This window comes from Serratia sp. Sp408, from assembly GCF_057180665.1.
The window spans coordinates 1,399,365-1,421,396 of record NZ_JBXUFT010000001.1; the positions used below are offsets into that span (position 1 = coordinate 1,399,365).

The following is a 22,032-nucleotide window of genomic DNA, read 5'->3' on the forward strand; positions in this document are numbered from 1 at the left end:
GCCGTATCATCGATTAATAGGCAGCCACCTGGCGCGCCATATCGCGCGTGTACCTCTGGCTGGCGTTGATCAGCATTTGCGCATAGGCGGTGGTTGCCGCGCCGCCTACCAGCGCGTCGGTGGTGAGCGTTTCAACGATTTTGCCGTGCTGCATCACCGCCACCCGATGGCACAGATGGGCGATCACCGCCAAGTCATGGGTTACCATCAAATAGGTCAGGTTGGACTCGCGCTGCAAATCCGCCAGCAGGTTGAGGATTTCCGCCTGCACCGACACATCCAGCGCCGAGGTAGGCTCATCCAGCAACAGCACCTGAGGTTGCAGAATCAATGCGCGGGCAATCGCCACCCGCTGGCGCTGCCCGCCGGACAGCTGGTGTGGATAACGATGGCGAAACGCGCGATTCAAGCCGACCTTATCCAGCAACGTGTTGATGCGGGCATCGCGCTGACCGATGCGGTGAATCTGTAGCGGTTCCTCCAGGATATCGCCGATGGTATGTCGCGGATGCAGGGAACCGTAAGGATCCTGAAACACCATCTGTACCCGGCGGCAGCGTTGCGCTTCGATACGCCGCGTCAGCGGTTGTCCGTCGATGGTCAATTCGCCGTCCCAGTGGGTGAACAGCCCGGCCAGGCATTTGAGTACCGTGGTTTTCCCCGAACCGGATTCCCCCACCAGGCCGTATATCTCACCGGCCCTGACGCCGAAGCTGACGTCATGCAAGACCTGGGTTCGTTGGTCGCCGGAGCCAAACAGCAGGTTCAACTGGCTGACATCTATCATATGTTTCATCGGCCTCTCCTATTCAGCCAGCCAACCGGCCTGACGCTGCAATACCGGCAACCGTGCGCGGCGGCGTTGCATGTCCGGCAATGCGTCGATCAACCCTTGGGTATAGGGGTGTTGTGCACGGTGCAGCTCTGCGGCGGCAAGCGACTCGACGATGCGCCCGGCATACATCACCAGCACCCGGTCACAGAAACTGCGTACCAGATTGATGTCATGGCTGATAAAAATCAGCCCCAGCCCGCGAGACTGTACCAGGTCGTCGAGTAATCCCAGCACCTGCAAACGCACCGATACGTCCAGCGCCGAAGTGGGTTCGTCGGCAATCACCAGTTCGGGTTCGGTGATCAGCATCATGGCGATCATGATTCGCTGCCCTTGCCCCCCTGAAATTTCATGCGGATACAGCCGGTAGACCCGCTCCGGCTCGCGAATACGCACCACATCCAGCATTTCCAGCACCTTGGTTCTGGCCTGTGCGCGTTGGCCAGGGTGGTGCGTCAGCCAGGCTTCGGCAATCTGTTCGCCGACGCAGGTAACCGGGTTAAGCGAATACTTTGGATCCTGCATGATCATCGACATGCGTTTGCCGCGGATCTGGCGCATGCCAGCCTCGGAAAGATGGCGTAAATCCAGGTCGCCGAACTGCATTCGGTCGGCGCTGACGCGCGCCTTGCTGGGATGCAGGCGTAACAGCGCGCGGCCCACGGTGGACTTGCCGGAACCGGACTCACCGACGATCGCCAGCTTTTCCCGGCCAAGCTGGAAGGAAACGCCGCGTACCGCCTGGGTGACCAGGCTGCCGTTGATAAAATCGACGTGCAGATTGCGCACGTCCAGCAGCGGCAGATTATTCGCTGCGAGGGTCGAGGATGTCACGTAAGCCGTCTCCTAAAAAGTTGAATGCCAGGCTGTTGATCAGGATCGCCAACCCCGGAATGGTCACCACCCACCAGCACTCCATCATGTAGCTGCGACCGCTGGAAATCATCGCCCCCCATTCCGGTTCCGGTGGCTGCGCACCAAGACCGAGAAACCCCAGCCCGGCAGCGGTGAGAATGATGCCGGCCATATTCATGGTAATGCGGATGATCACCGACGGCAGGCACAGCGGTACGATGTGGCGCCACAGCACCCGCAGCGGCGACGCTCCTTGCAGGCGTACCGCGGAGACAAAATCGGCCTGTCGCAGCGAGAGCGTTTCCGCTCGCGCCAGTCGTGCTATCGGCGGCCAGGCGGTGAGCGTAATGGCGATCACCACATGTTCCAACCCCGGCCCTAGCGCGGCGACGAAGGCCAACGCCAGCACCAGGCTGGGAAAGGAGATGAAAATATCGGTTACCCGCATCAACACGGTGTCAACCTTGCCGCCAAAGTAGCCGGCGCTGACGCCCAGCAGCAGGCCCAGCGGACCTACGGTTAACGACACCAGCAGCACAATGTAAATCGTAATCCTCGATCCGTAGACCAAACGACTGAAGATGTCGCGGCCGAACTCGTCGGTACCGAACCAGTGACGGGCGCTGGGGGGACGGAGGGCCTGGTCGAGGTTTTGTATCAGCGGATGGTACGGTGCAATCCACGGCGCAAACAGTGCGACGATCAGCAGCAGCAGTACAATACCGCCGCCGATGGCGGTCAGCGGGTTGCGCGCCATCTGGCTGATAAACCCGCCGCAGCGCAGCAGACGGCGCTTCAGGCGTTGGCGTGATTCGCGGCCTGCGCCGCCGAGCGGCGATTCCAGTGAAATCGTCATGATTTGGTCCTCGGATCGAACAGTTGATACAGCATGTCGGACAATAGATTGATCAGGACAAAAATCACCCCGACCAGCAACACGCAGCCCATCACCGCATTCATATCCCCCAACAGCAAACTGCCGGTGAGATACGAGCCGAAACCGGGCCAGGAAAATACCGTTTCAATCAGCACCGCCCCTTCCAATAGCGAGCCGTAGGCCAGTGCCACCACGGTCAGCAACTGCACCAGGATATTGCGAAACGCGTGGTTCCAAATCACCTGCCATTCGCTTAACCCCTTGACGCGAGCGGTGATGACAAACTCCTGTGACAGCTGCGCCAGCATAAAGCTGCGGGTCATGCGGCTAATGTAGGCCAGAGAATGGAACCCCAGCAGGCTGGCTGGCAGCACCAGATGGTTGAGTGCGTTGAACAGCACCGTGCCGTTACCCGCCAGCAGTGCATCGACGGTGATCATGCCGGTGCGATGCGGTACCTGGCCTTCCAGCCCCAGATCGAGCCGCCCTGCGCCGCCAACCCAGCCGAGCGCAGCATAGAACAGCAGCAGCCCCATCATGCCGACCCAGAAAATCGGCGTGGAATAGCCCGCCAGACTGATAACGCGCACAATGTAATCCGCTGGGCGATTGCGGCGTGCCGCCGCCAATACGCCAAGTGGAATGCCCAGTCCGGCGCCGATGACGATCGCCACCGTGGCCAATTCCAGCGTCGCCGGGAACACCCGCAAAATATCGTCGGCGACCGGTTTACCGGTCAGCAGCGCATTGCCCAGATCGCCGTGCAGCAGATTGCCGAGGTAGACGCCAAACTGGGTCAACAGCGAGCGATCGAACCCTAATTGCCGATAGACCTGCTCATAGGTGCCTTGGTCGGCGTCCGGGCCGACGATCGCCAGCACCGGATCGACCGGCATGACGCGGCCGATAAAAAAGGTCAGCACCAACAGTCCGAACAGGGTGATCAATACTTGCAGCAGCCGTTTTGAAAAACGCCGCGTGCGCGAACCCGGTGCCAGCAAAGTGAGCATCATCCGTTGCCTCCTCCGGCGGATGCCGGCGTTTTGTAAACTTCACGCAGTAAGGTGGTGGCGGAAGGATGCGGCTGATAGCCGTGTACCTCGTTACGCACCACCACCGAGTCCACCATTTGCGACAGCGGGATCAGCGCCGGCATCAACTGGTCGTAGCGCAGCTGGATGGCCTGGTAGGCTGCCTGTTGCCGCTGGGCGTCGCGTTCCAGCAGCGCCTGGTCGATCATCTGGTTTAACTGCGGGTCATAGAAACCGGTGCGCCAGCCCTGAAAATTGGTCAGTTTTGCCGCATCGCGATTATCGGGGTTATAGACCAGCGCCCGCAGGCTAGAGTGTGGATGCGGCTCCATGCCGCTGCCGCCGCGACCAACCAGCATGTCGAAACGGCGTTCGCGCATTGCGCCGTAAATCTGATTGCCGGTGCCGGTGATGATGCGCGCGTTGATGCCCGCTTGCATCAGCGTGGACTGAACGGCGATGGCGATGTTGAGGAACGGTTGATCGGCCAGTACCCGTAGCGTGGTGGAAAACCCGTCTGGATAGCCTGCTTCCGCCAACAGTTTTTTGGCGCGCGCCACGTCCAGGCGATAGCCGGGATCGGGTAGCGTGGCCGGCATACCCGCCTTGATCGGCCGTTGGTGCAGTACACCGTAGCCTGGCATCAGCGCCTTATTGATCCCCTGGTAATCAATCAGATAACGCACCGCTTCGCGCACCTTGGCATTAGCGAAATGCCCTTCTTTCATGCTCATCGCCACGTAGTACATGGTGCCGCGCTGTACCGAGTCGACGGTTACCGCCGGATCCTTGCGCAGCGCGTTGATGTCGGCCACCGCCATATTATTGGCGATATCCAGATCGCCCTTGGCCAGCATCAGGCGCAAGGTCTGCGATTCCTGGAAATGCCGCAGCACCACGCGCGTCAGCTTTGCCTCGGGGCGCCAGTAATGCGGGTTGCGCTTCATGCGCAGTACATCTTTGGCTTGCCAGGTTTCCAGGATAAACGGGCCCGAGCCGGCTTCGTTGGTGGTCAACCAGCGATTGCCCCAGTCATCCTGCCGTGCATGCTGCTGCACCAGCTTGCTGTCCAGCACCCCCAGATTGCCCAATGCCGCCAACGAATAGATCACCAGCAGAGGATCGTTGGCCTTGGGCAACCTGATATGCACGGTACGATCGTCGGGTGCGCTGACCAGGCGGTCGATGTTCTGCCGGCTAAAGCCGTAGGATTTCCACACCGAAGCCTGCGCCAGATTGAGGTGCAGCAGGCGGCGCATCGACCACACCACGTCGTGCGCGGTCAAGGGGTTACCCGAATGAAAAGTGACGCCGTCACGCAGATGAAACGTCAGTGCCTGGCCGTCGGCGCTGATATCCCACGAACTGGCCAGTGCCGGCCGCACCTGGGTCAGTTGCTGTGGATCCAGCTCGACCAGCGAATCGTAAAGATTGACCAGGATGCCCGGCGCTTCATTACCGGTCATTGCCGCCGGATCGAGCGTCAGCAGGTTATTCATGTTCATGCCGACGATCAGCTGATCGTCGGGGGTTTTCGCCCACGCCGTGACGCTGCCCAGCATGAGAGAGAGCGCAAGCAGGTACGCTCCCGCCAGAGAGACTCTTTGCATCGCTATATCGCCTGTAGGGTACGTTATTATGCGTCAGTCGTGGCTGACGGTATTGGCTTCGATATACGCAAAATTAATGTCTTCGCCCAACCCCGGGCGATTTGGCAAATGCACAAAGCCCTGCGAGTCCATCGGATCGATCAGCCTATTCAGATAGGCCGCCGGTTGGTCATAGTCGAGGAACGGGTGCAACAGGCCGCGCTCATACCAGCGGCAGTTGCGGATCGCGCCGACCACCGCCAGGCTGGCGGCGCCGTTGCCATGCACTTCGCAATCCATGCCGAAGGCCTCCGCCAGATTGGCCACTTTCAGGCACGGGGCGATGCCGCCGACGCCATTGGCACCGGCGCGTAAAATATCGCAGGCGCCGGCCTTTACCCAGTCGGCGCGGCTGTGATGTTTGCCGCCGAGGCTTTCCGGGCCGATAACGTCGATCGACAGGTTTTGCGCCAACCAGGCGTAGGAAGACATGCTCTCTTCCTGCATCGGTTCTTCAAACCAGGCAAAATCGAGTTTTTCCAATGCCTTGCCGATCAGTAGCGCCTCGCTGCGGCTGTACCAATGGTAGCCGTCCAGCATCAGCGCGATGTCTGGCCCCACCGCTTCACGCACCGCGGCACAGGCTTTGATGTCCATCTTCGGATCCGGCGCGAACGCCACCGGCGGCATCCAGGTGTGCAATTTGATGGCCTGATAGCCGCGCGCCACCAGCTTTTCGGCAAATTGCGCATATTCGTCAGGGGTCGATAGCCCGCCGGCCAGCTCATCGCCGCACATGGTGCTGCCATACGCCGGCACTTTGTCGCGATATCCCCCCAGCAGTTGCCAGACCGGGGTGTGCAAGGCATTGCCGATCAGATCCCACAACGCCTGTTCGACAAACGACAGCGCGCGTTCGGTCAACTGATGGGCGCTGCCGCGTTGCCACTGCGCCAGCGCCTGCCAGATACGTTCCCGATGGAACGGATCCTGACCGACCATCACCTTACGGAAAAAGCTGTTCACGACGTAAGGCCGCACCACTTCTGGCGGGGCAAAGGCGTGGCCGACGCTGCCGTCATCGGCGGTGATGGTGAGCATCGCCATTTTTGCCAGGCTTTCGTCGCCGGGGTGCGAATGCCCTGCGCTGTCAGCCACGCGGCGGGTGGGATAGTGGAAAACGGTGACGTTTACAGATTCAATTTTCATCAAAGGCCCTTTGAACGGATAATTCATGGCGCGCTGAGAGGCGCTCTGCATCGCTGCGTTGCTGCGTCTGTCGCCATGACAGGTAAATGCGATTTTCTTTTTTTTAAAAATGCGTTTCATTTATTAATGTAGGCGTAATTACCCACTCCGGCCTTAGACAAACTCTGCGAAACGTCGGTGATTTTTAGTGCATCTGCCCATTGGCCTGTGACTGTTTTCACAAACCGGGTGCAACCTTGGCGGGTATGACAGGAAAGGAACAACGAAGGTGAGCGGCAACTCACGGTCACGGTATATCGAGGATGGCGAATGACAGCAACAGTGAAATCGGCTCCCCGCACCAACAGGGAGCCGGGTTACTGCGTGATTATTGCGCCGCGCTGATGCGCCAGATGGTGTTGCCGGCGTCGTCGGCAATCAGTACGCCGCCCTGCTTATCCATCGCCAGCCCAACTGGCAGACCGCGTACCTGTTTCTGGTCGTCAGTCAGGAAGCCGGTAACCACCGGTTTTGGCGTACCGACCGGTTGGCCATTTTCGAACTTGACCCACATCACCTGATAGCCGTTCAGCGGCTTGCGGTTCCAACTGCCGTGTTCGCTGACAAACGCCCCGCCGCGATACTGCGGCATATTATCGCCGCCGTAGAACAGCAGACCAAGCGGTGCGACGTGCGAACTGAGCGCATAGTCCGGCTTGATGGCCTTTGCCACCAGATCGGGCCGCGGCGGTTTGGCGCGCTCATCCACGTGTTGGCCAAAATAGCTGTACGGCCAGCCGTAAAAGCCGTTTTCCTGCACCGATGTCATGTAATCCGGCACCAGATCGGAGCCGATTTCGTCACGTTCGTTGACGATTGCCCATAACTTGCCGCTTTGCGGTTCCCACTGCAGCCCGGTTGGATTGCGCAGGCCGCTGGCGTAGATGCGGCTGGCGCCGTTGGCGGCGTCGACCTCCAGTACCGCCGCGCGGCGGTATTCCGCGCCGATGCCGTTTTCGGTGATGTTGCTGTTCGAGCCGACGCCGACGTACAGTTTGCTGCCATCAGGGCTGGCCAGCAGCGCTTTGGTCCAATGGTGATTGAGCGGCCCGCCCGGCAGTTCGGTGACCACCTCGCCGGCAGTGCGGATTTCGGTTTGCCCTTCCTGATAAGGGAACTTCACCAGGCTATCGGCATTGGCGACCCACAGGGTGTTGCCGATCAGCTGCATGCCAAACGGCGAATGCAGATGCTCGATGAACAGGTGCTTTTCCCAGCTGCCGTTGACGTTGCGCAGCAGCGTGATACGGTTGCCGCCCGGTCCTCCCTTGCCGGAAGATTGCTGCACCATGCCCATGATCAACTGCTTCGGTCGGGTGGTCGGTTTAGCCGGCCCGTTGGCTTCCGCCACCAGAACATCATTATTCGGCAACACATAAACCTGGCGTGGATGCATTAATCCGTCGGCGATTTTTTCAATCTTCAGCCCCTCGGCGACCTTCGGCATTTCCCCTGCTTTCCACGGCACCCCTTCGGGAACCTGCATCGGCGGCATCAAAAAGTTCTTCGCCTGCGGCAGTTCAGGATTTGGGCCAATCTGCTTTTGCGGATCGAGCGTGGCGCCATCATCACAACCCGCCAACAGCACGGCGAGCGAAACGGCAATCAAGGTGTGGTTACGGTATTTCATAGTGGCTGCTCCTTGGCGGTGCGCTGGCGTAGCGCAAGTTGCAGGTTGGCCAGCAGCAGCAAAACCACCACCAGGGTAGAGAGGATCGCGCCCATCGGCACCACGGCATAGGCATCACGGCTATGAATAAAGGCGTTAAAGATGGCCAGCAGAATGGCCAACAGGTTCAGCCAGAAATGCAATTTCACCGGCGCCCCCTGCGGATCGCGGCGTCCAACCCATACCTGAACCAAATTTATCAGTCGTGGGATGATGGCGATCACCAAACCGATGGCGATAAGCCAACTGGCGGCGTGGGTCCACATCAGCACAAAGCTGTTGAGATAGATAATGTCAAACACCCAGGCCGCAACAAAAAAGCCAAGCGGAATGGGGTTCAACAGCTCATACAACCCGACGGCCAGCGTCGAGTATCCTGAGGTATTGTGCGTATTCATGTCCGTCTCCATAAGTCATCCAAAAGTAGGTTGCGGCCGGCATGCTGCGCACCCGCCGTTTGCCCTGCCTGTAATAGATTAGTAAATATGAAGAAATATGCTGAAAGTAATTAGCAAGCTGGGTTTTTCCGAACCAACGGAATATAAGCAATAACGGCATGGTTATGGCGGTGGAATAGCCCTATGGCAGGCGCGTTAATTGGCGATAAATAAGCCATGTGATACGTCTGTTAAAAAAAATAGCATTAAAAGTTCATGGTCGGTTATTTGCGTAAATACGCCTGTATTACTGGCCTCGCCGGCAGATAAGCGGCCTCACCAACGCTTCAACGCCGGTGCCTATACCACTAAAGCCACTACCATAACTGTGAAATAAGTCTCATACTTGCGCACCTTTGTGGGCGACAAGGCTCATAAAGCCGATGCACGGGCGGCAATCTGAGCCCGTGGTTGAAAAAAGTTTGGTAAAAACAGAGTGCTTTTTGGGATTTGGCTTATTCTCAAAATTGAAGGTTTTTTATTCAGGGTGGATTGATTCTATGCAGAAAAACAGAACTTCATCGTTCCTCATCCTTATAACAGCGCTATTTGCCGTAGTGAGCGGCTTATATCTGTTAGTGGGGGGGATTTGGTTGGCAAAACTGGGCGGTTCGATTTACTACATCGTAGCCGGTCTGGTGATGCTGATTACCGCGTGGTTGCTTTATCGTCGTCGTGCAACCGCCTTATTGCTGTATGCCGTATTCCTGTTGGCGACCGTCATCTGGGCGCTGTGGGAAGTCGGCACCGACTTCTGGGCACTGACGCCGCGTCTCGACGTCACTTTCTTCTTCGGCCTATGGCTGGTGCTGCCGTTCATTTACCGCAAGCTGGTTGCCAACGGCAAGCTGGCGTATGGCGCACTCAGTGCAGTGCTGGTGTTTACCGTAGCGGTACTGGCGTATTCGGTGTTTAACGATCCGCAGGAAATCCACGGCACGCTCGACGCCGCGCAAACCCAGGCGGTGGTCGATCAGGCGGCTGATGGCGCAGACTGGCCGGCCTACGGTCGTACACAGGAAGGCACCCGTTATTCGCCGTTGAAGCAGATCAACGACAAGAACGTTTCGCAGTTGAAAGAAGCCTGGACCTTCCGCACCGGCGACGTGAAAACCGCCAACGATCCGGCGGAAATCACCAACGAAGTCACGCCGATCAAAATCCGCGATACGCTGTATCTGTGCACCGCGCACCAGAAACTGTTTGCACTGGATGCCGCGACCGGCAAAGAGAAGTGGCAGTTTGATCCCGAGCTGAAGTCCGACTCGTCGTTCCAGCACATCACCTGCCGTGGCGTGTCTTACCATGAAACCCCAGCAGCGGCGCAAGCCGATGCCGCAGGTACCCCACCGGCCCAGTGCGCACGTCGCATTATCCTGCCGGTGAACGATGGTCGCCTGTTCGCGGTGGATGCGGAAACCGGCAAGCGCTGTGCAGACTTTGCCAACAACGGCGAACTGAATCTGCAAAGCAACATGCCTTACCCTACTCCGGGCCACTACGAGCCGACTTCGCCGCCAGTGATTACCGACAGCGTGATCGTGATTGCCGGGGCGGTAATGGATAACTACTCCAACCGTGAGCCTTCTGGCGTTATCCGCGGTTTTGACATCAATAGCGGCAAACTGCTGTGGGCGTTCGATCCAGGCAGCGCCGAGCCGAACAAGATCCCGGCCGACGAACACCATTTCGTGCCGAACTCACCAAACTCATGGGCACCGGCAGCGTATGACGCCAAGCTGGACATGGTATATCTGCCAATGGGCGTGGCGACGCCGGACATCTGGGGCGGCAACCGTACGCCGGAAATGGAGCGTTATGCCAGCGGCCTGTTGGCGCTGCACGCCAGCACCGGTAAGCTGGCCTGGTTCTACCAGACCGTGCACCATGACCTGTGGGATATGGACATTCCGGCTCAGCCAACGCTGGCGGACATCACCGACAAAGATGGCAAAAAAGTGCCGGTCATTTACGTTCCGACCAAAACCGGCAACATCTTTGTACTGAACCGTACCAACGGTGAACTGGTGGTGCCTGCGCCGGAACGCCCGGTGCCACAAGGCCCGGCAAAAGGCGATTTCCTGTCACCTACCCAGCCGTTCTCCGAGCTGACCTTCCGTCCAGAAAAGAAACTGACCGGTGCGGATACCTGGGGCGCAACCATCTACGATCAGCTGGTTTGCCGCGTGATGTTCCACAGCCTGCGCTATGAAGGCACCTTTACCCCGCCTTCCGAGCAGGGCACGCTGGTGTTCCCGGGTAACCTGGGGATGTTCGAATGGGGCGGTCTGGCGGTAGATACCGATCGTCAGGTGGCAATTGCCAACCCGATGGCGCTGCCGTTCGTTTCCAAGCTGATCCCTCGCGGTCCGGGCAACCCGATCGAGCCGGACGAAAATGCCAAGGGCAGCGGTTCGGAAGTGGGCATTCAACCGCAGTACGGTATTCCTTACGGCGTGACGTTGAACCCGTTCCTGTCACCGTTGGGCTTCCCGTGCAAACAGCCGGCATGGGGCTACATCTCTGCGGTCGACTTGAAAACCAATCAGATCGTGTGGAAAAAACGCATCGGTACCGTACGTGACAGCTCACCGATTCCACTGCCGTTCAAAATGGGCATGCCAATGCTCGGCGGTCCGGTGACCACCGCAGGTAACATCTTCTTCATCGGTGCTACCGCCGACAACTACCTGCGCGCGTTCAACGTCAGCAACGGTGACAAACTGTGGGAAGCCCGTCTGCCGGCCGGTGGCCAGGCAACGCCAATGACCTATGAGGTCAACGGCAAACAGTATGTGGTGATTTCCGCAGGTGGCCACGGTTCGTTTGGTACCAAGCTGGGTGACTATATCGTCGCCTATGCGCTGCCGGACGAAGCGACCAAATAACCCGCGCGATCAACCGTCGCACTCAACTCGATGGCCGCCTCAGGGCGGCCATTTTTAATCGTGAAAGCGTATGACAGATTTAGCTCCCCTAGCTGTTTTTGACGGCCACAACGACCTGCTGCTCACGCTGTGGCTCAAGCATGCCGATGACCCCGCCGCGGCGTTCTTTTCCTCGGTGGAACAGGGTCATCTGGACTTTGCACGCATGAAGCGCGGCGGTTTCTGCGGCGGGCTGTTTGCGGTGTTCATCCCGCCGGTAAGCCATGTTGCCCAGATGCGTAACCAGAGTGAAGCCGAGGTGCTGGCCAGTTACGATCCGCAGGCAATTACCGAAGCGCAAATCGCCATCCTGTTTCAGTTGGAGCAGGCGTCCAACGGCCAGCTGAAGATCTGCCGCAGCGTGGCGGACATTGAACAATGCCGACGCAATCAGCAGATCGCGGCGGTATTGCATATTGAAGGCGCCGGCGCGCTGGACGCCGAACTGACGCAGCTGGATCGCTATTATGCGCTGGGTGTGCGTAGTATCGGGCCGTTCTGGAATCGGCCAAACGTGTTTGGTGAAGGCATCCGCGGCGCCTTCCCGGGTTCACCAGACAGCGGACCCGGCATGACGCCGGCCGGCAAGGCGCTGATCGCGGCCTGTAACCGTCGCCGCATGATGATTGACGTTTCGCACATGAACGAAAAAGCGTTCTGGGAAACGGCGGCGTTGAGTAGCGCACCGTTGGTAGCAACGCATTCCAACGCGCACGCGCTGTGCCCGCAGCCGCGCAACCTGACCAATGCGCAACTGTCGGCCATCGCCGCCAGCGGCGGTTTTGTCGGGGTGAATTTTGGCACCGCGTTCCTGCGTGCCGACGGTAAACGCGACAGCGCCACTACCGATTTAACAGAAATTGTTAAACATATTGAATTTTTAGTCGCTAAACTTGGAGAAGATCACGTGGGATTCGGCTCCGATTTTGACGGCGTTAATGTCCCACAGTCGCTGGGGGATGTGAGCGGACTGCCTTCATTGCTACAGGCATTGGCGCAGGCCGGCTTTACCCCGGCGCAGGTGGAAAAGCTGGCATGGCGCAATTGGCTGGCGGTGTTATCCACCACCTGGGGCGCATAGCTAAAAAACTTTTACCCTTTTGAGGTTGCGATCTCCGTCACATTTCTTCAACATCGTCGCCGCCGAATGTGAATGATTTTTTATTTGGCACTTAATAACTAGAGGAGAACTACCTATGACTACCTGGACTAAACCCGAGTTCGTCGATCTGCGTCTGGGCCTGGAAGTGACGCTGTACATTTCCAACCGCTAATCGCTCATGCCCGCTTGCCGCGGGCATCCTGGCTTGCTGACAACGCCAGGCAGCGAGAGCGCCCCACGGTTATCTCGCTGTCACGGACGGCGTTGCCAGCAACCTTTTTCTCTGTTGTTTTCTCTTTTCTGGTTCACACATGCAGATAAAAGTTCTCGGCTCTGCGGCTGGCGGCGGTTTTCCTCAATGGAATTGCAACTGCAAAAACTGTCAGGGCGTGCGTAACAACACCATCAAAACCTCCGCGCGTACCCAATCGTCGATTGCCATCAGCGATGACGGAAAAAATTGGGTGCTGTGCAACGCATCGCCGGACATTTGCCATCAGCTGCGCGCCTCGCCTGAATTGAATAACCCCGAAGTACTGCGTGGTACCGGCATCGGCGCGATCATTCTCACCGATAGCCAGATTGACCACAGCGCGGGTTTACTCAATTTGCGTGAAGGGTGTCCGCATCAGGTGTGGTGCACCCGCGAAGTCCATGACGACCTGAGTACCGGCTTCCCGGTGTTCCCGATGCTGTCCCATTGGAACGGCGGCCTGATCCACCGGCCGATTGAGCCGTTGGAGGCCTTTCAGGTTGCGGTGTGCGCGACGCTGCGCTTTACCGCCATCCCGCTGTTGAGCAATGCGCCACCCTATTCTCTCTACCGCCATCGCCCGCTGCCGGGGCACAACGTGGCGCTGTTCATCGAAGACATCGCACGCGGCAGCAGCCTGCTGTATGCGCCAGGTCTCGGCGAGCCGGACGAGCAGCTACTGCCCTGGCTGAAACGGGCGGACTGCCTGCTGATTGACGGTACGCTGTGGCGCGATAACGAGCTGGCGAATACCGGCGTCGGCCGCAATACCGGTAAAGACATGGGGCATCTGGCACTGGGCGAGGATCAGGGATTGGCCGCGCTGCTCACCACCTTGCCGGCAAAGCGCAAGATCCTGATTCACATCAATAATACCAATCCTATCCTGGACGAAGACTCTGCGGAGCGTCACAGCCTGACGCAAGCCGGCATTGAAGTGAGCTGGGATGGGATGAACATCGAACTGTAGGCGAACACCATGACAATACAACACCCGCTGTCCCCGCAGGAGTTTGAAGCGGCGCTGCGTGCCAAAGGCGCGTATTACCATATCCATCATCCGTATCACATTGCCATGCATAACGGCGAGGCGACGCGCGAACAGATCCAGGGCTGGGTCGCCAACCGTTTCTATTACCAGACCAGCATCCCGATCAAGGACGCGGCGATCATGGCCAACTGCCCACAGCCGGAAACCCGGCGCAAATGGGTGCAGCGCATTCTTGACCATGACGGTTACAACGACAGCGAGGGCGGTATCGAAGCCTGGCTGCGTCTTGGCGAAGCCGTAGGCCTGCCGCGAGAAACCGTGCTTTCCGAAGAGCTGGTGTTGCCAGGCGTGCGCTTCGCGGTTGACGCTTACGTCAACTTTGCCCGTCGCGCCTGCTGGCAGGAGGCGGCATGCAGCTCGCTGACCGAACTGTTCGCGCCGCAAATCCACCAATCGCGTCTCGACAGCTGGCCACAGCATTATCCGTGGATCGATGCCGAAGGTTATGACTACTTCCGCAGCCGTCTCGGCCAGGCCAACCGCGACGTGGAGCACGGGCTGGCGCTGGCGCTGGAATATTGCGATACGGTCGAAAAGCAGCAGCGCATGTTGGAGATCCTGCAGTTCAAACTGGACATTCTGTGGAGCCTGCTCGATGCCATGAGCATGGCCTATACCCTGCACCGCCCGCCTTATCATAGCGTGACCGCCGCGCGGGTGTGGCATAACCAGAGGCTGGTGTGATGAGTCTACGCCGAGAGCAAACGCCGATTTTCCGTCGCGGGTACCGCCTGCAATGGGAAGAGGTGCAAAACAGCCACGTTATTCTCTATCCTGAAGGTATGGCCAAACTGAACGAGAGTGCCGCCATGATCCTGCAACTGGTCAACGGCACATCGACGTTGAATCAGATTATCGACCAATTGAATGCGCGTTTCCCGGGCGTACCGGGACTGGCGGACGATGTGCTGGAATTCTTCCAACGCGCCTATGAACAAAAATGGGTGATGTTCCGTGACTGATACCACCACCACACCGGCGGTCAATCCGCCGCTCTGGCTGCTGGCGGAGCTGACGTACCGCTGTCCGCTGCAATGCCCCTATTGCTCCAACCCGCTCGACTTCGCCGCGCAGGAAAAAGAGCTGACCACCGAACAGTGGATCAACGTTTTTCGTCAGGCGCGGGCGATGGGCAGCGTTCAGCTCGGTTTTTCCGGCGGCGAGCCGCTGGTGCGCAAGGATCTGCCTGAGCTGATCGCTGCCGCTCGCGATCTTGGTTTTTACACCAACCTGATCACCTCGGGCATTGGTTTGACCGAGAAGAAGCTGCAAACCTTTGCCGACGCCGGCCTGGATCATATCCAAATCAGTTTCCAGGCCAGCGATGAAACGCTGAACGCCGCGCTGGCAGGCTCAGCCAAAGCCTTCCAGCAGAAACTGGCGATGGCCAAGGCGGTCAAGGCGCTGGGCTATCCGATGGTGCTCAACTTTGTGCTGCATCGGCACAATATCGATCAGATCGACCGGATTATCGAACTGGCTATTCAGTTGGAGGCTGACGACGTCGAGTTGGCCACCTGCCAGTTTTATGGCTGGGCGCATCTCAACCGTGAGGGACTGCTGCCAACCCGCGAGCAAATCGCCCGGGCGGAACAGGTGGTGCAGCGCTACCGCGAAAAAATGGCCGACAGCGGCAATCTGGCCAACCTGTTGTTCGTCACCCCCGACTATTACGAAGAGCGCCCCAAGGGCTGCATGGGTGGCTGGGGGGCGATTTTCCTCAGCGTTACCCCGGAAGGCATGGCGTTACCCTGTCACAGCGCCCGGCAGTTACCGGTCAAGTTCCCGTCGGTGCTGGAACAGGATCTGGCGCATATCTGGTATCACTCTTTCGGTTTTAACCGCTATCGCGGCTATGACTGGATGCCTGAGCCGTGCCGCTCCTGTCCCGAAAAAGAGCAAGATTACGGTGGCTGCCGCTGTCAGGCGTTTATGCTGACCGGCGACGCCGACAACGCCGATCCGGTTTGTTCCAAGTCAGCGCACCATGGCACCATCCTGGCTGCGCGCGAAGAAGCCAACCGCAGTCAGATCGGCATCGATGGGCTGCGCTTTCGCAACCGTGTCAACTCCCAGCTGATTTTCAAAGGCTGACATGCAGCGCCAGACCGCCTCGCTACGGCTTGCCAACGGGCTGCGTGTCAACCTGGTCAGCGATCCGGGCGACAGCCGTGCCGCAGCGCTGATGCGCATCGACGCGGGCAGTTACCACGCCGCGGAGGACTGGCCCGGTCTGGCTCACCTGCTGGAACACATGCTGTTTCGCGGTAGCGCGCGCTTCCCCGATCGGCAACGGCTGATGAGCTGGATACCGGCGCAGGGCGGCCGGCTGAACGCCACCACGCTCGCCACGCAAACCGCCTACTTTTTTGAAATTGATGCCCCCCGCCTGGCGGACGGGCTCGAGCGACTGATGGATATGCTGTCTGCCCCGCTGCTGGCGATCGACGCGTTGGCGCAGGAGATCGGGGTGATCGACGCCGAGTATCGCTTACTGTGCTCGGATGCCGCCAGCCTGTGCCTGGCGGCGCAGCAGCACGCGTTCAGCGGCATCGAGGCGATGCACCGTTTTCACGTTGGCCATCGTGAGGCATTTGGCGACGATATGGCGGCGCTGCGCCGCGCATTGCGCCAGTTCCATACGCGTTATTATCAGGCCGGCAATATGACGTTGTGGCTACAGGGGCCACAGCCGTTGGCAGCGTTGCGCGCCATCGCCGAACGGCTGAGTGCCAACCCGGTTGGCCAGACCGTCCCACCCCCGCTGCCCAGCATGGCATTAACCGCCGATGGCGACCGGCGACTTATCCTGCCGGGAACGCCGCAGCTGCGTTTTAGCTTCGCCCTCACTCACCCGCAGGCAAGTCGACGTGCGTGGTTACGGCTGTTGGAATGCCTATTGACCGACGAAGCGCCGGGCAGTTTGCTGGCCTGGTTACGCGCGCAAGAATACTGCGACGATGTGCAATTACTGCATCAACGCTGTGGCAGCGACTGCCTGTTGCTGACGCTGGCATTTGTCATCAACCCCGATAACGCAGCGGGTGCAGAGCGGCTGGAAGCGGCGCTGTTTGCCTGGTTGCAACAGCTGCCGACGTTGCGCCGGGCACAGCGTGAACACTACTGCCAACTGGCCAATCAGGCGTTGTTGCAACAGCCGCCGCTCGAACAGCTGCGTGCCGCCGCCTGTGGTTTGCCGTTGATAAGCGACGTTGACGACTGGCCGCACTGCATCGCCGCACTGTTGGCCGCCCCATTCAGCCGCCTGACGGTTGCTGCAGACGGTGAGGCGCCGACCTGCTCGGTACAGGGATTTACGTTGCGTCTGGCAACGGTGGCGACACAGCAGCCCTCTACGTCGACCGAGCGCTTTGGCTTTTTTAACGGTGACCTCGCGATACCCAGCCCAACGTTGCCGTCACGCCGCGTTGCGTTACGACACATTCAGCCTGGCGATGTCGAACCGGTGCTGCTGCTGCGCCCGGCGCCGCAAACGCCGCTCGACGATCTGACCGCCTACCGGCTACAGTCGGCATTACGTCCGCTGGCTGCCGAGCTGGCGCATCGCCAGGGGCATTTGGCGCTGGAGCGAATCGATGGCGTTTGGTTGTTGCAACTTGCCGGCGATCCCCCCTTGATCTGCCATGGGGTACAGGCATTGAATCAGGCGTTACATGCCATCAGCGCCGCCAGCGAACGCGATGCGCTGCGCCGTTGGCAGCGAGCGCAGCACCTGCATGGCGAACTGGCAATACGACGCCTGCTGGCGCAACTGCCGGCGGCGCTGGCCAATGCTGTCAGCGCTGAACAACCGCGCTGCTGGCAGGCGACGCTCAGTGGCGGTAACCAGGCATTGCATCATGCGCTGGCGCATTTACTGAGCGATTTCCCGGCGCCGATTGTTGCCGCAGCACCTTATCAGACAAACCAGCAGGGTCGCGTGATGCTGACGGAAAGCGGCGATGAGAACGCCCTGCTGCTGTTTTACCCGCTGTCAGCGGTCGGCGCAACGCCACGGTTGGCGCTGCGTCTGTTGGCACAGTTTTATGCGCCGCGTTATTTTCAGCAGTTGCGCGTCGATCGCAATATTGGCTATGTGGTGCAATGCGCGTTTCACCGTTGCGCCGATCGCGAAGGTCTGCTGTTTGCCTTGCAATCCCCGCGTTTTAGCGTTGACGAACTGGCGCAATTGACCGACCAGTTTTTGCTGCAGATGCAAACAGAGCTGGCGCAGTTGAGCCCGAGCCAGCTGGCACAGGCAAAAGCCGCATTGATGCCGACTCTGCAGCACCGCAGTGAACAACCGTTGCAACGTGCGCGTGCCATGCTACTGGAAGATCCCCCAGCGGCCAGCGAACTGACGCTGGTAGATGGCGCCACGCTACTCGACTGGCAGCGGCGGCTATTGTCCACCGCGCCGTAACATCCGATCTAAATATTCACAACCTTAGGGTCAAAAGATACATTTTGTTAACCACAAAATGTATCAGATGGTACAATCTGCACATCACATTGTTCAATGTCTCGCCTGTTGCCGTTGGTTTCGGTATCAACAGGCCGGCATGGCGTTGTGCATAAAAGGATGAATATTATTTCTTCGGAGACTGTCTGATGTCTGAAACGCATGCCCACACGGGCATAAAACGTAAATTATGCTGCTATCTGCTGGGGATAATCCTGGCGGTTACCGGCCTGTTCTTCACCATTGCCGGCGGTAAATTGGCCGCGCTTGGCGGCAGTTGGTACTTTATCATCGCCGGCGTGGTTACCCTGCTCGCGGCGATCCAGTTCTTCCGTGGCAAATCCTCGGCGGTTGTGCTGTTCCTGCTGGTGTTTGTCGGCACCTTGATCTGGTCGTTGTTCGATGCGGGCCTCGATTTCTGGCCGTTGGTTTCGCGACTGATGGTGCCAACCGGCCTGACGCTGCTGGCGCTGCTTAGCTGGCCGTCGCTGCGCAAGGCGGAAGGCAAAACCCCATTGGCAAAAGCGTCATACCTGCTGTCGGCGGTATTGGCCGTCGGCATGGTGGGGACTTTTATCCAGATGTTCCAGCCGCACCCGACCGTTCCCTTCAGCGGCGCACAGTTGCCGCTGATCCCGGTGGATAAGGCCAAACAACAGAAAGATTGGGACAACTACGGCAATACGCCGGGCGGCAGCCGCTTCGTGGCGCTCGATCAGATCACCCGCGATAACGTCAAGGAACTGAAAGTTGCCTGGACGTTCCACACTGGCGATACGCCACTGAGCCCGGACGGCAACGGCGCGGAAGACCAGCAAACCCCATTGCAGGTCGGCAACCGCGTATTCCTCTGTACGCCGCACAACAATGTGATTGCGGTGGATGCCGACAGCGGCAAGGAAATCTGGAAGCGTGAAATCAACGCCAAGTCCCAGGTGTGGAACCGCTGCCGTGGACTGGCCTACTTTGACGCCACTAAACCACTGCCGCAGCCTACGGTGCCCGGTTCAACGCCGGCGGCGCCCGTCGAACTGGCCGCCGGCGACAGCTGCCAGCGTCGTATTCTGATGAATACCATCGACGCACGTCTGGTAGCGATTAACGCCGATAACGGCGAATTCTGTGCCAACTTCGGTCATCATGGCGTGGTCGATCTGAAAGCCGGCATGGGTGATGCCGCCGATCCAAAATACCAGCTGACCTCGGCGCCGACCCTGGCTGGCAGCACCGTGGTGGTGGGCGGCCGGGTTGCCGACAACGTGCAGACCGACATGCCAGGCGGCGTACTGCGCGGCTTTAACGTCATTACCGGTGAAATGCGCTGGGCATTCGATCCGGGCAATGAAAACCCGAACTCGACGCTGAAACCTGGCCAGACCTTTGTACGCAGCACCCCTAACTCGTGGGCGCCAATGTCCTACGATCCGGCGATGAACACCGTATTCCTGCCAATGGGCAGTTCATCGGTCGATCTGTGGGGCGCCAACCGTACTGCGCTCGATCACAAGTATGGCGCGTCGATTCTGGCGCTGGATGCCACCACCGGCAAGGAGAAATGGGTCTATCAGACCGTGCATAACGATCTGTGGGACTTTGATGTGCCGATGCAGCCTAGCCTGGTCGATTTCCCAATGAAGGATGGCAGTAGCAAACCGGCGGTGGTATTTGGCGGTAAAACCGGCCAGATCTTTGTGCTGGATCGCCATACCGGCAAACCGTTGACCGAAGTGAAAGAACTGCCGGTGAAAACCCGTACCATCCCGGGTGAACAGTATTCGGCAACCCAGCCGTTTTCGGTTGGCATGCCGCAGATCGGCGCAGAAAAACTGAGTGAATCGGATATGTGGGGCGCGACGCCGTTCGACCAGTTAATGTGTCGTATCAGTTTCAAATCAATGCGCTACGACGGTCTGTTCACCGCACCGGACACCGACGTTTCCCTTAGCTTCCCGGGTTCGCTGGGCGGCATGAACTGGGGGGGCTTGTCTACCGATCCGAACAATCATTACATCTTTGTCAATGATATGCGTCTGGGCCTGTGGGTGCAGATGATCCCGCAGAAGATTGACGCCGATACCCCAGCCAGCAACGGTGGCGAGTCGGTCAATGCCGGTATGGGCGCGGTGCCGTTGAAAGGTACGCCGTACGGCGTCAATAAAAACCGCTTTATGTCACCGCTGGGCATTCCATGCCAGAAGCCGCCGTTTGGCACCCTGTCGGCCATCGATCTGAAAACGCAGAAAGTGGTGTGGCAGGTACCGGCGGGTACGGTGCAGGATACCGGACCATTCGGTATCAAGATGCGCGCGCAAATGCCGGTCGGCATGCCGACGCTGGGCGGTACGCTGGCAACCCAGGGGGGCCTGGTGTTCATTGCCGGCACCCAGGATTACTATCTGCGTGCCTTTGACTCCTCCACCGGTAAGGAGCTGTGGAAAGCGCGCCTACCGGTTGGCAGCGGCGGCAGCCCGATGAGTTATATTTCGCCAACCACCGGCAAGCAGTACATCCTGATTTCCGCCGGCGGCGCGCGACAGTCACCCGATCGTGGTGATTACGTGATTGCCTATGCGCTAGACCAGTAAGCCCTGGCGTTCAACACGGCCAAAGCCCGCTGCCAACCAGCGGGCTTTTTTGCGCCGGTTATCTCATCGCCGTTGTCGGCCAGCAAAGCGTCATGCCATTGGCGCGCCGCCTGTTAGCCTGGTCGCTCAATCATGCGTTTCCAGTAAAAAACCGGCCAAGGCGGCAAAAACCTGACGGCGGTTTTTTTCCAGCACCATCATGTGCGTCGCCTCGCCGATTTCCAGCCAGCGCTTCCACGGCGCGCCGGTAGCATGTAAAAACCAGTCCTGCGCTACCGACAACGGCACATCCACATCCCACTCGCCATGCACCAGCAGCAACGGTACGCTAATGTCCGCCGGCTGATAGAAAGGCCTGTCGGCACGCCAGTAGTCGCGGATGTCCTGCACCGGCCCGTTGGCAACGCGTATGGTGCCGCTGGCACGTAACGCCTCGTCAGGCTCTTCACTCAGGGTATTGGCTACCCAGGCGTCGAACACGCCGTCAGGAATAATGTCGTCACGCTTGTGTTGCGGCACGCCGGCCAGCCAGCGCTGTTGAACTTGCGCCAAGGTCACCAGCCGCCAGGCGCCCAACTCGCCGCCACTGTCCAGCCGGCTGGGGCCGTTGTTTAGCCACTGCGGTGCTATCAGCCCCAGACGCCGGACCTTGTCGGCGTTACGGGTAGTAAAACTGCCGGTCACGCTGCCGCCCCATGACATGCCGATGATATTGACCTGCGTCAGCTGGTTATGCTGCAAAACGTAGGTGACAGCGTCACTAAAGTCACGCACCCCCTGTTCGGTGGTGACCTGCGGCGGGTTCAATGCGGCGGGTTGCTGCATTGCCGGCGGCCGCGTTGAACCACCGCTGCCGCTGACATCCACTGCCCAGACGTCAAACCCCGCCCGCGCCAGATAATCCAGGAAGGATTCACCGTCGACTGGCGTATCAAACAGGCTGCCTGATGAGTAAGTGGCACCATGCATCAGCACCACGGTATGGGCCGCATCAAAACGCGTCTGCGATGCCAGGCGTTTGTGTCGCAGATGCAAGGTCACCGCCGGATTGGCGCTGGGAATGGTGCGCTGTTCGCTAAACAGCATCGAATCAGTGGTCATGATTTCTCCC

18 protein-coding genes are annotated in these 22,032 nt (G+C 59.1%); 9 read left to right on the top strand and 9 right to left on the bottom strand.

Annotation, left to right across the window (positions count from 1 at the left end):
- Positions 1 to 13 precede the first annotated feature (13 nt).
- The 8 genes from AC2AXP_RS06610 to AC2AXP_RS06645 all read right to left on the bottom strand — a co-directional run bounded on the left by AC2AXP_RS06610 (position 14) and on the right by AC2AXP_RS06645 (position 8,502).
- Positions 14 to 787 (bottom strand): ABC transporter ATP-binding protein, encoded by a 774-nt coding sequence (locus tag AC2AXP_RS06610; protein WP_039992730.1) that lies wholly within the window; start codon positions 785 to 787, stop codon positions 14 to 16.
- 18 nt (positions 788 to 805) lie between these two features.
- Entirely contained in the window at positions 806 to 1,669 is an 864-nt protein-coding gene (locus AC2AXP_RS06615) for an ABC transporter ATP-binding protein (RefSeq protein WP_004962984.1), read from the bottom strand.
- On the bottom strand, positions 1,641 to 2,546 hold the full coding sequence (locus AC2AXP_RS06620) for an ABC transporter permease (RefSeq protein WP_484381508.1): 906 nt from the start codon (positions 2,544 to 2,546) through the stop codon (positions 1,641 to 1,643). Before AC2AXP_RS06620 ends, AC2AXP_RS06615 begins: the two co-directional genes overlap by 29 nt.
- Positions 2,543 to 3,580: an ABC transporter permease gene (locus AC2AXP_RS06625; RefSeq protein WP_004962979.1), complete on the bottom strand. Its 1,038-nt coding sequence runs from the start codon at positions 3,578 to 3,580 to the stop codon at positions 2,543 to 2,545. Before AC2AXP_RS06625 ends, AC2AXP_RS06620 begins: the two co-directional genes overlap by 4 nt.
- The gene (locus tag AC2AXP_RS06630; RefSeq protein WP_273868221.1) at positions 3,577 to 5,208 is read right to left on the bottom strand and encodes an ABC transporter substrate-binding protein; all 1,632 of its coding nucleotides are present in this window, start codon (positions 5,206 to 5,208) and stop codon (positions 3,577 to 3,579) included. Before AC2AXP_RS06630 ends, AC2AXP_RS06625 begins: the two co-directional genes overlap by 4 nt.
- 33 nt (positions 5,209 to 5,241) lie before the next feature.
- Entirely contained in the window at positions 5,242 to 6,396 is a 1,155-nt protein-coding gene (locus tag AC2AXP_RS06635; protein WP_039992728.1) for a mandelate racemase family protein, read from the bottom strand.
- Positions 6,397 to 6,763: 367 nt separating this feature from the next.
- Positions 6,764 to 8,065 (bottom strand): PQQ-dependent sugar dehydrogenase, encoded by a 1,302-nt coding sequence (locus AC2AXP_RS06640; protein WP_198773086.1) that lies wholly within the window; start codon positions 8,063 to 8,065, stop codon positions 6,764 to 6,766.
- Positions 8,062 to 8,502: a DUF2231 domain-containing protein gene (locus tag AC2AXP_RS06645; protein ID WP_273868229.1), complete on the bottom strand. Its 441-nt coding sequence runs from the start codon at positions 8,500 to 8,502 to the stop codon at positions 8,062 to 8,064. Before AC2AXP_RS06645 ends, AC2AXP_RS06640 begins: the two co-directional genes overlap by 4 nt.
- Positions 8,503 to 9,041: 539 nt before the next feature.
- Here AC2AXP_RS06645 and AC2AXP_RS06650 point away from each other — a divergent pair.
- The 9 genes from AC2AXP_RS06650 to AC2AXP_RS06690 all read left to right on the top strand — a co-directional run bounded on the left by AC2AXP_RS06650 (position 9,042) and on the right by AC2AXP_RS06690 (position 20,921).
- Complete coding sequence (locus AC2AXP_RS06650; protein WP_039992106.1) at positions 9,042 to 11,429, top strand: glucose/quinate/shikimate family membrane-bound PQQ-dependent dehydrogenase; 2,388 nt, start codon at positions 9,042 to 9,044, stop codon at positions 11,427 to 11,429.
- A 70-nt stretch (positions 11,430 to 11,499) separates the two neighbouring features.
- Complete coding sequence (locus AC2AXP_RS06655; protein WP_273868232.1) at positions 11,500 to 12,549, top strand: dipeptidase; 1,050 nt, start codon at positions 11,500 to 11,502, stop codon at positions 12,547 to 12,549.
- Positions 12,550 to 12,664: 115 nt separating this feature from the next.
- Positions 12,665 to 12,742 carry a pyrroloquinoline quinone precursor peptide PqqA gene (gene pqqA / locus AC2AXP_RS06660; protein WP_004937827.1) on the top strand — a complete coding sequence of 26 codons (78 nt, stop codon included), beginning with the start codon at positions 12,665 to 12,667 and terminating at the stop codon, positions 12,740 to 12,742.
- A 139-nt stretch (positions 12,743 to 12,881) separates the two neighbouring features.
- A complete protein-coding gene (pqqB, locus tag AC2AXP_RS06665; RefSeq protein WP_004962958.1) occupies positions 12,882 to 13,793 on the top strand; it encodes a pyrroloquinoline quinone biosynthesis protein PqqB in 912 nt (303 codons plus the stop codon).
- Positions 13,794 to 13,802: 9 nt separating this feature from the next.
- Positions 13,803 to 14,558, top strand: coding sequence for a pyrroloquinoline-quinone synthase PqqC (gene pqqC / locus AC2AXP_RS06670; RefSeq protein WP_484381509.1), 756 nt, complete (start codon positions 13,803 to 13,805; stop codon positions 14,556 to 14,558).
- Positions 14,558 to 14,836, top strand: a complete 279-nt coding sequence (pqqD, locus tag AC2AXP_RS06675) for a pyrroloquinoline quinone biosynthesis peptide chaperone PqqD (protein ID WP_004962951.1) — start codon at positions 14,558 to 14,560, stop codon at positions 14,834 to 14,836. Before pqqC ends, pqqD begins: the two co-directional genes overlap by 1 nt.
- A complete protein-coding gene (gene pqqE, locus AC2AXP_RS06680; protein ID WP_198773084.1) occupies positions 14,829 to 15,968 on the top strand; it encodes a pyrroloquinoline quinone biosynthesis protein PqqE in 1,140 nt (379 codons plus the stop codon). Before pqqD ends, pqqE begins: the two co-directional genes overlap by 8 nt.
- A gap of 1 nt (position 15,969) precedes the next feature.
- Positions 15,970 to 18,297 (top strand): pyrroloquinoline quinone biosynthesis protein PqqF, encoded by a 2,328-nt coding sequence (gene pqqF / locus AC2AXP_RS06685; RefSeq protein WP_484381510.1) that lies wholly within the window; start codon positions 15,970 to 15,972, stop codon positions 18,295 to 18,297.
- A 188-nt stretch (positions 18,298 to 18,485) separates the two neighbouring features.
- Positions 18,486 to 20,921, top strand: coding sequence for a glucose/quinate/shikimate family membrane-bound PQQ-dependent dehydrogenase (locus AC2AXP_RS06690; RefSeq protein WP_198773082.1), 2,436 nt, complete (start codon positions 18,486 to 18,488; stop codon positions 20,919 to 20,921).
- Positions 20,922 to 21,047: 126 nt separating this feature from the next.
- On the opposite strand, the gene AC2AXP_RS06695 is transcribed toward AC2AXP_RS06690, so the two are convergent.
- Entirely contained in the window at positions 21,048 to 22,022 is a 975-nt protein-coding gene (locus tag AC2AXP_RS06695; RefSeq protein ID WP_039992105.1) for an alpha/beta hydrolase, read from the bottom strand.
- Positions 22,023 to 22,032: the final 10 nt, after the last annotated feature.